At 32.9% G+C, this 14346-nt stretch carries 12 protein-coding genes; 7 read left to right on the forward strand and 5 right to left on the reverse strand.

All coding sequences use genetic code 11. The features are described from left to right. Nucleotides 1-59 precede the first annotated feature (59 nt). A complete protein-coding gene (locus ABD963_RS13520) occupies nt 60-1460 on the forward strand; it encodes a hypothetical protein (protein WP_345277676.1) in 1401 nt (466 codons plus the stop codon). Nucleotides 1461-1565: 105 nt separating this feature from the next. Here ABD963_RS13520 and ABD963_RS13525 read toward each other — a convergent pair whose 3' ends face one another. Genes ABD963_RS13525 through ABD963_RS13545 form a run of 5 tightly spaced genes read right to left on the reverse strand, consistent with a single transcriptional unit; the run spans nt 1566 to nt 6441 of the window. Next, nucleotides 1566-2711: a lycopene cyclase family protein gene (locus ABD963_RS13525; protein ID WP_345277678.1), complete on the reverse strand. Its 1146-nt coding sequence runs from the start codon at nt 2709-2711 to the stop codon at nt 1566-1568. A gap of 15 nt (nt 2712-2726) precedes the next feature. After that, on the reverse strand, nt 2727-3176 hold the full coding sequence (locus ABD963_RS13530) for a sterol desaturase family protein (protein ID WP_345277680.1): 450 nt from the start codon (nt 3174-3176) through the stop codon (nt 2727-2729). Between the two features lie 10 nt (nt 3177-3186). Continuing rightward, nucleotides 3187-4026 (reverse strand): phytoene/squalene synthase family protein, encoded by an 840-nt coding sequence (locus ABD963_RS13535; RefSeq protein ID WP_345277682.1) that lies wholly within the window; start codon nt 4024-4026, stop codon nt 3187-3189. Continuing rightward, a complete protein-coding gene (locus tag ABD963_RS13540) occupies nt 4010-5494 on the reverse strand; it encodes a phytoene desaturase family protein (RefSeq protein ID WP_345277684.1) in 1485 nt (494 codons plus the stop codon). Before ABD963_RS13540 ends, ABD963_RS13535 begins: the two co-directional genes overlap by 17 nt. Nucleotides 5495-5541: 47 nt before the next feature. Beyond that, nucleotides 5542-6441, reverse strand: a complete 900-nt coding sequence (locus ABD963_RS13545; RefSeq protein WP_345277686.1) for a MerR family transcriptional regulator — start codon at nt 6439-6441, stop codon at nt 5542-5544. A 466-nt stretch (nt 6442-6907) separates the two neighbouring features. Between ABD963_RS13545 and ABD963_RS13550 the strand changes: the two genes are divergently transcribed. The 6 genes from ABD963_RS13550 to ABD963_RS13575 all read left to right on the forward strand — a co-directional run bounded on the left by ABD963_RS13550 (nt 6908) and on the right by ABD963_RS13575 (nt 14329). Further along, nucleotides 6908-8263 (forward strand): undecaprenyl-phosphate glucose phosphotransferase, encoded by a 1356-nt coding sequence (locus tag ABD963_RS13550; RefSeq protein ID WP_345277688.1) that lies wholly within the window; start codon nt 6908-6910, stop codon nt 8261-8263. A gap of 27 nt (nt 8264-8290) precedes the next feature. Beyond that, on the forward strand, nt 8291-8761 hold the full coding sequence (locus tag ABD963_RS13555) for a UpxY family transcription antiterminator (RefSeq protein WP_345277690.1): 471 nt from the start codon (nt 8291-8293) through the stop codon (nt 8759-8761). A gap of 284 nt (nt 8762-9045) precedes the next feature. After that, nucleotides 9046-11319, forward strand: a complete 2274-nt coding sequence (locus tag ABD963_RS13560) for a GumC family protein (RefSeq protein ID WP_345277692.1) — start codon at nt 9046-9048, stop codon at nt 11317-11319. Nucleotides 11320-11452: 133 nt separating this feature from the next. Continuing rightward, nucleotides 11453-12712 carry an MATE family efflux transporter gene (locus ABD963_RS13565; RefSeq protein ID WP_345277693.1) on the forward strand — a complete coding sequence of 420 codons (1260 nt, stop codon included), beginning with the start codon at nt 11453-11455 and terminating at the stop codon, nt 12710-12712. Nucleotides 12713-12715: 3 nt separating this feature from the next. Then, nucleotides 12716-12961 (forward strand): hypothetical protein, encoded by a 246-nt coding sequence (locus tag ABD963_RS13570; protein ID WP_345277695.1) that lies wholly within the window; start codon nt 12716-12718, stop codon nt 12959-12961. A 33-nt stretch (nt 12962-12994) separates the two neighbouring features. Then, entirely contained in the window at nt 12995-14329 is a 1335-nt protein-coding gene (locus tag ABD963_RS13575) for a UDP-glucose dehydrogenase family protein (protein ID WP_345277697.1), read from the forward strand. Nucleotides 14330-14346: the final 17 nt, after the last annotated feature.

Below are 14346 nucleotides of genomic sequence, written 5' to 3' on the forward strand. Positions count from 1 at the left end.
AACATTTTAAAAAATTGTCAGATTGTAATTTTGAAGTATGAAACTTAAAAATAATAATTATGATGATTCGAAAAATGACATTAGCTCTATTAACACTGTGTGTTTTTGCTTTATCCTGTAGTGATGATGAAACTTCACCAATAATACCAGATGCAGGGATTATAACAGGAGGCCCTTTTACCTTTTTTGTTGATGGAATTCCTGATTATGTGAGTGGAATTTCTACCGATGCTAACGCTATTGGCACCAATAGTACGTTTGTAATAACAGATGATTTAGGAAATATTCTAGGATTACCACCTACATTAACAGCACTTGAAGGTGTGAATTTTGACGACGCTGGTGAAGGTGTCTGTCTTATCTGGTATTTAAGATATGAAGATGGCTTAACAGGTGCTGAAGTTGGAATGAATGCAAACAATTTAGAGGGCAGTTTTGATTTATCTAACTCCATTTCTGTCTTTAGAAATCCCGAACCAAATGCCGGAGTGCTATCTGGTGGTCCTTTCACATTTATAGTCGATGGAATGCCCGATAATGTAACAGGTATCTCTACCGATATGAATGCGATTGGAACCAATAGTACATTTGTTGTAACAGACGAATCTGGAAATATTTTAGGCTTACCACCAACAGTAACTGCCCTTGAAGGCGTTAATTTCGATGAGGCAGGGGTAGGCGTATGTCTTATTTGGTATTTAAGATTTGAAGACGGATTAATTGGGGCAGAAGTTGGTATGAATGCCAATAATTTACAAGGTATTTTTAATTTATCAAATCCCATAACAGTGAACAGAATAGCCAAGCCAGAGGCTGGTGTTTTATCTGGAGGACCTTTTACTTTCTGCATTGACGGACAAGTAGATAACGTGAGTGGAATAACAACAGATCCCAACGCTGTTGGAACGAATAGTACATTCGTTGTCACAGATGATTTGGGAATTATTTTAGGGTTGCCACCAACGTTATCGGATTTAGAAGGAGTAAATTTTGATGGAGCAGGAGCTGGTGTTTGTTTAATATGGTATTTACGATTTGAAGATGGACTACAAGGAGCAGCGGTAGGGATGAATGCCAATAATTTACAAGGATATTTTAGTCTTTCAAATTCAATAACTGTAACAAGAAATGAGGTTACGGCTGGTACGATTTCTGGAGGACCATTTACTTTTAATGTTGATGGAACACCTGATTTTGTGAGTGGGATCACTTTAGATGGAACGGCATCTGGTACTAATAGCACATGGGTAATTACTGATGATTTGGGTAATATATTAGGCTTACCACCAACTCTGGCAGATGTAGAGGGTGTTAATTTTGATGGGGCAGGAACTGGTGTTTGTTTAATATGGTATTTGCGTTTTGAAGATGGACTACAAGGAGCAGCGGTAGGTATGAATGCCAATAACTTACAGGGTTGTTTCGATTTATCAAACCCAATTACAGTAAATCGAATTTAAAAAAGTTAAGGTTTATTTGTATTTTAATTAAGAAGAAAAATGTTTTAAATTAATTGAAGCGTGTCATCCATATGAGATGATACGCTTTTTAATTTTAATGGAATATTAGAGTGTTTTAAAGAAAGCTTTAATGAAAGTCCATGAAAAAAGGGAATACATTATTTTTAATTCTTCCCAAAAAGTAGATTCCTCATCCAAAAACCTAAACATAGTTTGTGTGGAGTTCTTGCTATAAAATTGTTCAAAAATCCATTCACCTTGGTGGTTTTCATCTTTTAAAACTTTAAGGAAAACGGTGTCATAAAACTTGTATTTTCTTTTGTATAAGTCTTTTGAAGGTCTTTGGTTTGCTTTTAAATTTTCGATAATTTTTGAGACATTTCTCTCTGTATGTTTAAAAGAATAGCCTGTGGAACCTTTTACCCAACCACCGCCAGTGCCTATTTTAGTGATGTTTTGGGTGTTTGATTTTTCAAAAGGATAATTGGTCATAGGTATGTTTCCTTTTTCAGTTTCAATAATCGTATAATCCTCAATGCTTAAGTACTCTTTTATATAGGTTTTTAAGTAGGTGTCATAAGTATTTTCATTCACTAAATTTTCGGTAAAGTAAGTGAACTCCACTAAGGCCTCTGTCTTAGAAAAAGGCAGCACATAAGTGAATGTGGTTTGGTGGCCATCTTTTAAACGATAATCCATCATTATGATTTTATCTTCATTAAAAGCATCATATTTAGTTTTGATGATGTAACCTTTAAAGTGTTGATTTATAAGAAGATATTCTTTGGAATCTTTTGAAAATCCTTCAGGAATTCTACTATCAAAAACATGGGAAGCTTTGAAGGATTGTTTGTTTGTTTTAACAATTATTTCTGGATTTTCTTCAACAGATAATACTTCCTCCAAAAAAAAATGGATGTTGTTATATGCTTTTAATTTTGATTTGGCATCATTGTAAAAGTCAATCGATCTAATGGTTTTGTAAGAATAAGGTTTTAACTCTAAATCAATGTTTTTTTCTAGCGTAATTATGGACGCTTTTTCCCAATTTTTATGAGTAATATCATTCCATTGAGACGGTTCAGTTTCCCAAAAACTCCAAGTTTTATCGTTGGTTTTCTTTTCAGAAGGATCAATTAAGGCTATTTGCTTTTTATCAAAAAAAGAATCCGAAGCCATTTTTAAAGCCAGTTGTAAACCCGCTAAACCATTTCCAATAATGATGTAATCGAAATGGGAACTATGGGTCATGGAAAGCTTTAAGTGTTATTTTTTAAAGTATTTAAAAGGCACAAATAGCATTCCGAAGCATTCACCATCATCTTTTCCTAAATGTTTATGATGTATTTTGTGGGCACGTCTTACACCCCTGGCATACCAATTATTGGCATTTCTAAATAGCTTAAAACGCTGGTGTATAAAGATATCATGAACCAAAAAATACGATAGTCCGTATGCAAAAATACCTGCTCCTATGGGTAAACCCGCCCAAAAAATATCATATTTCCATAATAAAAAACAACCTATACTCACTACGGCATAAAAAATAAAAAAAGCATCGTTGCGCTCAAACCAACTATCGTGGTCTTTATGATGATGGTCTTTATGTAAACTCCATAAAAAACCATGCATAATGTATTTATGTGTAAACCACGCCATGAATTCCATAAAACAATAGGTGGCAATAAAAATGAGTATCCAATATAAGGTTTGCATTATTTGAGATTTACATTAAATTTAATTGATACTTAACATAGCTACGTGCCAATAACTCAATTTTTTTTGGGTTAGAAACGCGTATTCTAGAATCTTTTATTTTTAAAGCTGGTGTTTTCTTTAATTTTTTAAGTAGTTGGCTATAATATCTATAGGCCATAAAAACCCCGAACTTAGCTTCAATGGGTAATTTTTTAATACCACTTAAACCTTTTTCGAAATCTTTCTCAATATCATCTATGATATCTTGTTTAGACAATTCATCAAGATTATTCAAATCGGTATTTGGGAAATAGGTTCTGTTTAAACCATCATAATCCGCTTTTAAATCACGTAAAAAATTTACTTTTTGAAAAGCTGATCCCAATGCCATAGCGGTATCTTTAAGTTCTTCATACTTCTCATCATCGCCTTTAACAAAAACTTTTAAGCACATCAGGCCAACAACATCTGCTGAACCATATATATAGGCTTTAAATTCTTCCTCGGTTAAATAAGTGCTTTTATATAAATCTGTTTGCATACTCTTCATAAAAGCATCTACAAGTGATTTGTCAATGTTGTATTTATGATAAGTGTATTGAAAAGCATTTAAAATGGGATTTAAACTGATTTTATCTTTTAAAGCCAGTTCTAAATCTTCACTGAATCTGTTAAAAAGAGAATTTTTATCAAAATCATGAAACGAATCAACAATTTCATCAGCAAATCTCACAAATCCATAAATGTTGTAAATATCACTTCTTATAGATTTGTATAACATTTTGGTAGCCAAAGAAAAAGAAGTACTGTAAGTTTTCGTTACAATTTTGCTGCAACTAAAAGATACGTTGTCAAATAATACTTTCATGAGTAATATCGTGATGTTTTGTTACTAAATCGGCTACTAATTTTCCAGATATCAGTGATGGCGGAACACCAGGACCTGGAACGGTTAATTGCCCAGTGAAAAATAAACTTTCAACAAGTTTACTTTTCAATTTTGGTCTTAAAAAAGCTGTTTGCAACAAGGTGTTCGCCATTCCGTAGGCATTACCTTTATATGAATTATAATCTTTTATAAAATCGTTTATGCAAAAACTTTCTTTAAATATAATATGTTTTTTGACATTGTGTGATGTTAAATCTTCAAAACGTGTTATTATTTTATCAAAATATAGATTACGTAACTCTGGGGTATCCTCTATACCTGGGGCTAATGGTATTAAAAAAATACCAGCTTCTTTGCCTTCAGGAGCGGCATTAGCATCCGTAATACTAGGAAAACTGGCGTAAAAAAGAGGGTTTTCAGGCCATTGAGGTTTATCATAAATGGCTTCGGCATGTATATCAAAATCAACATCAAAAAATAAGGTGTGATGGTTAACATGTATTAATTTTTTATCAAAACCGACATAGAATAGTAGTGAAGAGGGCGCAAAGGTTTTCTTTTTCCAATAATTTTCAGAGTATTGTCTGTATGGTGAATCTAAAAGAGTTTCAGTGTGGTGATAATCAGCACCACTTACCACAACATCTGATTTATAAATCTCTCCATTGGCTACAACACCTGTTGCTGTGCCATTTTCCACCATTATTTTATCAATGTTAACATTGGTTTTTATGGTAACACCAAGCTCTTTGGCCAAACTTTCCATGGCTAGTATCACTTGATACATGCCTTTTTTAGGATGAAAAGTGCCCAAGCCAAAATCGGCATAATTCATAAAACTGTAAAAAGAAGGTGTGTCGCTTGGTTTTGCACCTAAAAAGAGTACGGGGAATTCAAGGATTTTAACAAGGCGTTCATTTTTAAACTCTTTTCTAACATCTTTCTTTATCGTACTGAAAAATTGGTTTATTTTCTTTATGGTTGCTGGAGTAATCAATTCTAGAGGTGAGACTCCTGGGTTGTAAACCAAGTCTTTTATAGCAATGTCGTAATTGTTTTTTGCGCTGTTAATAAACTTATTAAGCTTTTTGGAACTGCCAGCTTCTTCTTTTTCAAAAGCCAATTTGATTTTCTCTAAAGTGTCTTCTATCGTTATAAAGTCATCTTTCCCAAAATATACGCTATAGGCAGGATTTAATTTTTCCAATGTGTAATAATCAGAAGGCTTTTTGTTGAAATCTGCAAAAAATCGCTCAAAAACATCAGGCATCCAGTACCAAGTTGGACCAATATCAAACGTGAAACCATCTTTTTTAAGTTGTCTGGCACGACCGCCAATGGTCTTGTTTTTTTCAAATACGGTAACTTGATATCCAGCTTTTGCTAAATAGCAAGAAGCTGCTAATGATGAAAACCCTGAACCAATGATGCTTATAGATGACTTCATATTGTTTAACATATATAGTTAAAGACTAAACAAAAAAGAAAATAGTTCTATAATTGTTCAACTAGTTTTTGTATGGAATTATATATACTTACCTTTTTTGGTAGAGTTTTAACGTCAAAGTTAGCTAATTTAGGACCCAGAAGCATAAAACGTGTGTTACTTTTTTGTAAGAGTAATTCATTAAATTTATTAATGTATCCTGGTATGTTTTCTTCTTCAGGATAAACCGTAAAATAAGATAAGAAGGTAACTTCCTCAAAAAAATCAAGAAGATCTGTTAAACTTTCCATAGGGACGCTCTCACCAAGAAATATAGTATGATAGCCTTTACTTCGTAATTGATAATTCACGAATAGCAATCCAATATCGTGTATTTCTGCATCTGGTAAAAACAGTACAAAGGTTTTAGAAACTGGTTTAGGTTCTAGAAGTTGCAATCTTTCTGTATTAAGAAGAATTTTCTGTTTGATATGCACCGACAAAAAATGCTCATGAGCAGGCGTGATGGTATTCGTTTGCCACAGCAATCCTATTTCATTTAGCAATGGTAAAAATACCGAGTAAAAAATTTCACTAAAAGTTTTATTTTCAAGAAGGCTATTGTAAGTACTGTAAAAAAGAACTTGATCAAAATTAATCATAGCCATTTTCAAGGAATTTATGGCATGGTCTTCAACTTTGGCTCTTGAGGCAATTTCTCTAACTTTTATAGGTATTTCTTCTTCTTTGAGACTCGCTATTTTAGAAATTTTAATCCCGTTATTATTTAAATAGGATATATTTAAAAGCTTTTGGAAACTTGCTAGACTGTAGTTTCTAATATTAGTATCACTCCTCTCCGGATTCAGTAAATTATAACGTTTTTCCCATATTCTAATGGTATGGGCCTTGATACCTGTTAAATTTTCTAGATCTTTAATACTAAAGTTTACTTGAATATTGTTCATCAATATTTAATTTAAGTTAAACAAAAGTAGTTATAAATTTTAATTAATTCTTAAAATTCGCAAAGTTTTTTTCTTTTATTCGGGATTTAAAAATGTTTTTTGAATTCAATTACATTTTGTGAAAATTAAATTATTCTCAAAGAGTTTTATCAATCACGATATTTTAACCAAAAAAATCGACGAAATGAAAGAAAAAATTCAATAAATATTTTAATTGGTATTTTAACGATTATTATAGCTATGTACAGAAATTATGATAAAATTTAATTAATTCTGTGTTTTTTTGTATCTGTAAATTGAATTGAACACTCTCATGCCTCAAGATTTGATTAATAGCAAGAATAAAAATCTAAGAGTTGCATTTTATAACATGAGTAAAATATGTTTAAAATGTTAAGGATTTAAATAGAAACTTTTAATGTAGGTTTTAAAGTCTATAAAGTTTTTAAAATTAACTAATTGCTATATGAAAACAAGGAGTTACTCTCATTTAATTATACCTTTCTCTATAATTATCCATTTAACGATAATAAACGGTACACTGTTTATTATGACTCCTGATACGTATTATAATATCCCTAGCATTTTATATTATAATATATCCTGGTTAATAATCACTTACAGTTTAAATTTTTACCCTACCGCTCGTAAGGAAAAATTTATGACCAACATTAAAAAAGTGTTATATCTGTATGTTATTTACGGAATGGCTTACTTTTCATGGTTTGGGATAAGAGCAATTCAACCAAAAGATATTCAATATCATGTTTTGATATTTTTGATAATATGTGCATTGCTTACCATATATCGAGTGATTTTTTATGCGTTCATTCGAAATTACAGGTTAAGTGGTGGAAATTATGTGAATGTTGTGGTTATTGGGCGTGATAAAAACCTAAAGAAAATACGTAAAGTTTTTGATAACCCATATTATGGCTATCGCTATTGTGGTTTTTTCGATGACAGTCAATCAGAAAGCCCTACGTATTTAGGTAATATCATTGATTGTTTTAAGTATATCATAGATAATAGGGTGGACGAGGTATATTGTACGGCTGCTAAGCTATCGAGGTCTGACTTGCAAAATTTAATAAATTTTGCAGATAACAATTTGATTAAGCTCAAAATAATTCCAGATAACAAAGATATTTATACGGCAGCAATGACTGTTCAAAAGTATGATAAAATACCTGTTTTAGATCTCAGAACGGTGCCTTTGGAAGCTGATTTTGGTAGAATGGCAAAACGTGTCTTTGATGTGGTGTTTTCATCTGTAGTTATCATAACCTTGTTATCTTGGTTAGTTCCGTTACTTTATGTGCTAATAAAATTGGAATCACCAGGACCTTTGTTTTTTACACAAAAGCGGCATGGTCTTAAACGACAAACATTCAATTGTATCAAGTTTAGGTCTATGACTTGTAATGGCGAAGCGAATTTAAAAATGGCAACTAAAAATGATAGACGCGTTACTAAAATAGGTAGGATATTACGAAAAACGAGTATTGATGAGTTGCCTCAGTTTTTCAACGTGTTTATGGGCGATATGAGTGTTGTTGGCCCCAGACCACATATGGAGCAGCATACCTCTGATTATGAAATATCTGTTGACAAATATTTAGTACGTCATTTTGTTAAACCAGGTATTACGGGTCTAGCACAAATTAAAGGCTATAGAGGAGAAATTCTTAAGCCTTCAGATATATTAAATCGAATTAGGTTAGATATTTTATATGTAGAGAAGTGGTCATTTTTATTAGATTTTAAAATTATTTTTTTAACAATTTTCAACGCTTTCAGAGGCGAAGAAAAAGCTTATTAAATATTATTGAATAAAAAATTAGAAATTATGAGTTGGTTTGTACTATCAGTAAAAAGAAACAAAGAAAAAAAAGTTGCAGACATATTAAATAAGATGAATATTCAAGTATTTAATCCATTAATTAAGGAAGTTAAATATTGGAGTGATCGTCATAAAGTGGTGGAAACCCCACTATTCAAATCTTATGTATTTGTTAATATTTGCGAAAAGTACAGAGGGATTGTTTTTGGAATATCAGGTGTTAATGGCTACTTGTTTTTGGATGGAAAACCTGCTATGGTGGGTGATGATGAAATCAATATTATAAAAAACTGGATTAAAGAAGATACCTATGATTTAGTGATGCTTTCTAAACTAATTTCTAGAAATGAAATTGGTATTCAAGAGTGGTTAATGAAAAATAATTCTGGTGTTAAATGGATTGGAAAAAGCAACGTATCCGTATTACTTGACGAAATGAATACCATTGTGAAACAAAAACTAAGAGAAGTAGTTTAATTGACTCAAATTAATAGACCCTAAATCAAATACCTATGACTAATCATTTAACGTAATTGAGAAATTTGTATTTAATCGATAAAGATATTATTGATTATATAATTTATTACGCATATTCATCTTAAGCGAACTACATTGCTTTGAATTTTTAAAAAAAAGATGTTCCTTTACTCTAATTTATTGAAATTAAATAATTAAAAGCAATCGTAGCTTTCATTAAAAAATGATTATTAGGTCAAAATGCAATTTGACATAAGTAATCAACCTCATTGTTATTTATAAATATGGAAAAAGATATTTTCAAAATTCTGTTAAATTATTTACGGTATTGGTACTTGTTTTTAATATCAAGTATTATTTGCCTAGTAGGTGCTTATTTCTACGTAAGATACAATGTTACTCCAGAGTATTATGCAAGCGGTAAAATTTTACTAAATGATAAAGAGGAAGGAGAAGGTTTGCAGTCATTTAGTAATTTAGGATTGATAAAGAATTCAAAAAATATTAATGATGAGATTGGTGTTTTGGCATCTTACGATTTGATGCTAAAAACCGTGAAAGAGTTAGAGTATGATGTTTCGTATTATGTTAAGGGCAGATTTAGTGAAATAGAACTTTATGATAAATCGGTTCCCTTTAAAGTTGTTATAAATGACAGCATGCCAATTTTGAAGTATGGAACCTTGGGAACAGTTTCCATTATTGATGAATTTACCTTTCAGATAGAAACCTTTGCGGATGAAGAAAGTGTTAGCAAAGCCACATACAATTTTGGAGAACAACTAAGTACCGAATTTGGAAAATTTCGCATTGACTTAATATCTGATAAATTTAAAACGCAGGACCCCATTTTTGTTAGGTTTAGAAATATTAATAACATAGCTTCCGTTTACAATAATAAAGTTAGAATTAGTAACGTGTATGAAAGTGGTGGAGGACTTTTGAGAATATCTTTAACAGATCCTATTCCAGACAGAGCGGTGGATGTCATCAATAAACTAATTGAAGTGTATGCTAAGAGTTCTGCAGAAAATAAAAACTTCCTTGCGCAATCAACTTTAAAATTAATAGATGAGCGGTTGGATTTATTAACTGGTGAACTTAACGTAGCCGAGAAGGATGTGGAAACCTATAAGCAAAGAAATGATTTGATTAATGTGGAATCTGACGCTTCTCGTTTTGTAAGTTTAGCTGATGAGGTAGAACGTGAGTTGGCTGAATTACGCTCAGAAATTAATACAATAAATGCTCTGGAGAACAGTCTAATACAATCCTCCGATCAATCTTTTTCGCCAATTAGTTCCTATAATATCAATAGTTCTGTACTTGCTGGTTCAATTTTAGCATACAATACCGAGGTTCAAAGACGAAAAAACCTAATTAGTGCCTCGGGTATTGGGAATCCCATGTTGCCAGAACTTGACAGGCAACTCATTGAAAGTAAAAATCTGATATTACAAAATGTAAGAAATATCAAAGCCCAACTTTTAAGAACACAAAGCGAATTAGCCAGTAAATCATCTCAATACCGGTCAAAAATATCCTCAGTTCCAACGGCTGAGCGAGCCCTTTTAGAAATTAATAGGGATCAGGGTATTAAACAAAGCTTGTACCTTTACCTATTACAAAAACGTGAGGAGGAAGCCTTGTCTATCAGCGTGCCCTTTTCCGATACGCGAATCATAGAAACCCCACAGGCCACCAGTTATCCCGTTTCTGGTGCTAAGACCCCCATATACATGGGTGCTTTAATATTTGGATTGTTTATTCCTTTTGTTTGGGTGTTTTTAAAAGATAAACTAAACACTAAAATTTTAGAAAAAGAAGATATTGAAGCCATTACCAATACGCCGATTTTAGGTAAAATTCCTAGTAGTATGGAAAAAGATGTGGTAGTTGTAACGGGACATAAGGCATCAGCTGTTGCAGAACTTTTTAGATTGATGAGACATAATTTAAAATTTCTTTCACAAGGTAAAAATAATCAAGTGATCATGGTTACTTCAGGAAAACCGGGTGAAGGAAAAACATTTGTCTCCATTAATATTGGGGCAAGTTTGGCTATAACTGGTAAAAAAGTGGTTGTTTTAGGATTTGATTTACGCCTTCCCAAACTTATGAAAAATATGAATTTAGATTACGAATATGGTCTTTCCGATTTTATTGTGGATTCCAAAAAAAGTGTTGATGATCTTATCGTACCCTATGAAAAAGAGAAAAACCTCTTTTTTATTGGATCTGGGCCCATTCCACCCAACCCGGGGGAATTAATGCTTCATGAACGTGTAGGTGAATTATTAGAAGATCTGAAAGATAAATTTGATTATGTCATCATTGATACACCACCCATTGGAAAAGTAGCCGATGCCTATTCGTTAAACCCCTATATCGATTCAACTTTGTTTGTAGTTCGGTTTAATTATACCAAAAAAGAGGAATTAAATGTGATTAATGAAATTACAGAAAACAAAAGATTAAAACAGCCTATGATAGTATTTAATGATGTAAAAATGGAAAAATCAGGTGTTTATAGTTATGGTTATGGAAAACCCGTTTAATTGCATATCATGACCTGAATTTAAAAAATAAATTTACGCTAGAACCTACACTATGAAAGATTATTGATTCATAGAAAGCGCTTAAAAATAATTAAAACTGAACCAAATCAAAAATCAAATAAAAAGAATACAATTGCTACCCTATGGTGATAAAATCATGTATTGGGGGAAAGCGGTTTTTATTACTGGATTTGCCCAAATGGTTGTGCAAGTTGTTGGTTTTTTGAGTGGTATTTTAGTAATACGGCTTTTGCCCATTCAGGAATATGCACTATATACATTAGCCAATACAATGTTGGGTACTATGGCTATTCTTTCTGATGGTGGCATTTCTACTGGAGTTACGGCAGAAGGTGGCAAAGTATGGAAGGACCCGGAAAAGTTAGGTGTTGTATTAGCAACAGGACTAGACTTAAGACGTAAGTTTGCTATTGGAAGCCTTATGATATCTATCCCCATATTGTTTTATTTATTAGTTGATAATGGTGCCAGTTGGTTATCATCCGTATTAATCGTTTTGTCCCTTATTCCTGCTTTTTACGCGGCACTTTCCAATTCGTTACTTGAAATAGCGCCTACATTGCATCAATCTATTTTGCCATTGCAAAAAAACGAAATGGTAGTTGGTTTGGGTCGCCTTGGTCTCACAGCTTTAACCTTGTTTATTTTTCCTTGGACATTTGTCGCTATATTAGCCAGTGGCATCCCCGGGATATATGGAAATATTCAGTTGAAGAAGATTTCGCGAAATTTTGTTGATAAAACAGCATTGCCAGATGCACTGATAAGAAAAAAAATTTTAAAAGTGGTTAGTGGAGTGCTTCCAGGTGCCATTTATTATTCCTTATCCGGACAAATAACCATTTGGTTAATTTCTGTTTTTGGAAATGTTACCTCTGTCGCTCAATTAGGTGCTATAGGGCGTTTAGTCGTAGTGCTTACATTATTTAGTTCTGTATTTTTTACTTTATTGGTGCCAAGATTTACCAGATTAGAGGCAGATGCCAACTTGTTGATGAAAAGGTTTTTAATAACACTTGGCTTACTTATTTTAGTATGTATTACAGTAACTGCTTTATTTTGGATTTTCTCCTATCAAATACTTTGGGTATTGGGCGATAGTTATTCAAATTTGAATGAAGAACTAATTCTTTTTATCGTTGGTAGTTGTGCTGGATTGCTTACAGGTATTATTTTTTCTATGAGTTCCAGTAGAGGTTGGATATTAAATCCCTATCTATACATTTCATTAAGTATAGTTACTATCATTACAGGAATCATGTTTTTTAATATAGCGACCCTTAAAGGCATATTAATATTCAATATTTATGTCAATGCAGTTCAGGCAGTGATTTATTTGATATATACTTTTTTAAAAATTCAAAAACAGTAATGCATGAAAGTTATATCAATACAACTTTGTTCCATAAATCAAACCTCTGTTGTAATTAACATGAAAAACCAGTTAGATCAAGAAAAGAAAATGCCCATTATTTTAACCCATTCAGAACCCTATATGAGGTATGTTAATAAAGATATTAAAGATTTTAATATGAACCACAAATTAAATGGTGCTTTTGAGAAAAGAGAAAGAACGCATTTTACTTGTAAAAATTTAAAATATAATAATATTATAAATTAATAGATAAATCGTAAAAATAAAAAATACTTCAATATGAAAATTACAGTTATAGGAACTGGTTATGTTGGCCTAGTAAGTGGCACCTGTTTTGCAGAAATGGGAAACAAGGTAACCTGTATAGACATCGATCAAAGTAAAATCAATAAGTTAAAGCAGGGCGTTATTCCAATTTATGAGCCGGGGCTTGAAGCCATGGTAATAAGAAATTATGACAGAAATACACTTAAGTTTAGCACAAAACTTTCTGAAAATCTGGATGGCTGCGATATCGCGTTTATCGCCGTCGGAACTCCAACAGGTGATGATGGATCTGCCGATCTGAAATATGTTCTGCAAGTAGCCAAAGAGATAGGTGAAAGCATGACAACCCCGCTCATTGTAGTCGATAAATCAACAGTGCCCGTTGGAACTGCCGATAAAGTGAGAGCTACTATTTCTCAGGAGTTGGAAAATCGTCAAGTAACCATTGATTTTGATGTGGTTTCCAATCCAGAGTTCTTGAAAGAAGGGGATGCCATCAGTGATTTTATGAAACCAGATCGTGTGGTCGTTGGCGCTGATAATCCGGCTTCTGCTGAAAAAATGAAGCAACTGTATGCCACCTTTTTTAGAAGTGGTTCAGCGCGTTTCATTGCCATGGATGTACGTTCAGCAGAAATGACCAAATATGTAGCCAATGCCATGTTGGCAACCAAAATTTCGTTTATGAATGAAGTCGCCAATATATGCGAACGCGTTGGTGCTGATGTCAATGATGTTCGTATTGGTATAGGCTCGGATAGCAGAATAGGTTATAGCTTTATTTATCCAGGCTGCGGCTATGGAGGGTCTTGTTTTCCTAAGGATGTGAAAGCATTACATCGCACTGCCAAAGAACACGGATACGAAGCATCATTAATTGGTGCCGTTGAAACGGTTAATGATGCCCAAAAATTGGTTATTGCCAAAAAAGTAGTGAAGCGCTTTGGGGAAGACCTAACGGGTAAAACGTTTGCCGTTTGGGGACTGTCCTTTAAACCTGATACCGACGATATGCGGGAAGCACCAGCCATTTACATTATTAAGGATTTGGTAGCTCGAGGGGCCAGTATAAAGGCTTACGACCCCAAGGCCATGCACGAAGCACAGTCTTTTTATTTAAAAGGCGTATCCAAAGTAACCTATCATAATTCAAAATATGAAACGCTCCCGGGGTCTGATGCCATGATGTTATTAACCGATTGGAAGGAATTTAGAATTCCAGATTTTGAGGAATTGAAAACGCAATTAAAACAACCGGTTGTGTTTGATGGTCGTAATCAATATGATGATAAAGCCATGAAAGATATGGGTTTTGAATATTTCCAGATAGGCAAACAACCCATATAGTTCATGTCATTAAAAGG

This window comes from Litoribaculum gwangyangense, assembly GCF_039543505.1.
In the GTDB taxonomy this organism is placed as follows: domain Bacteria; phylum Bacteroidota; class Bacteroidia; order Flavobacteriales; family Flavobacteriaceae; genus Litoribaculum; species Litoribaculum gwangyangense.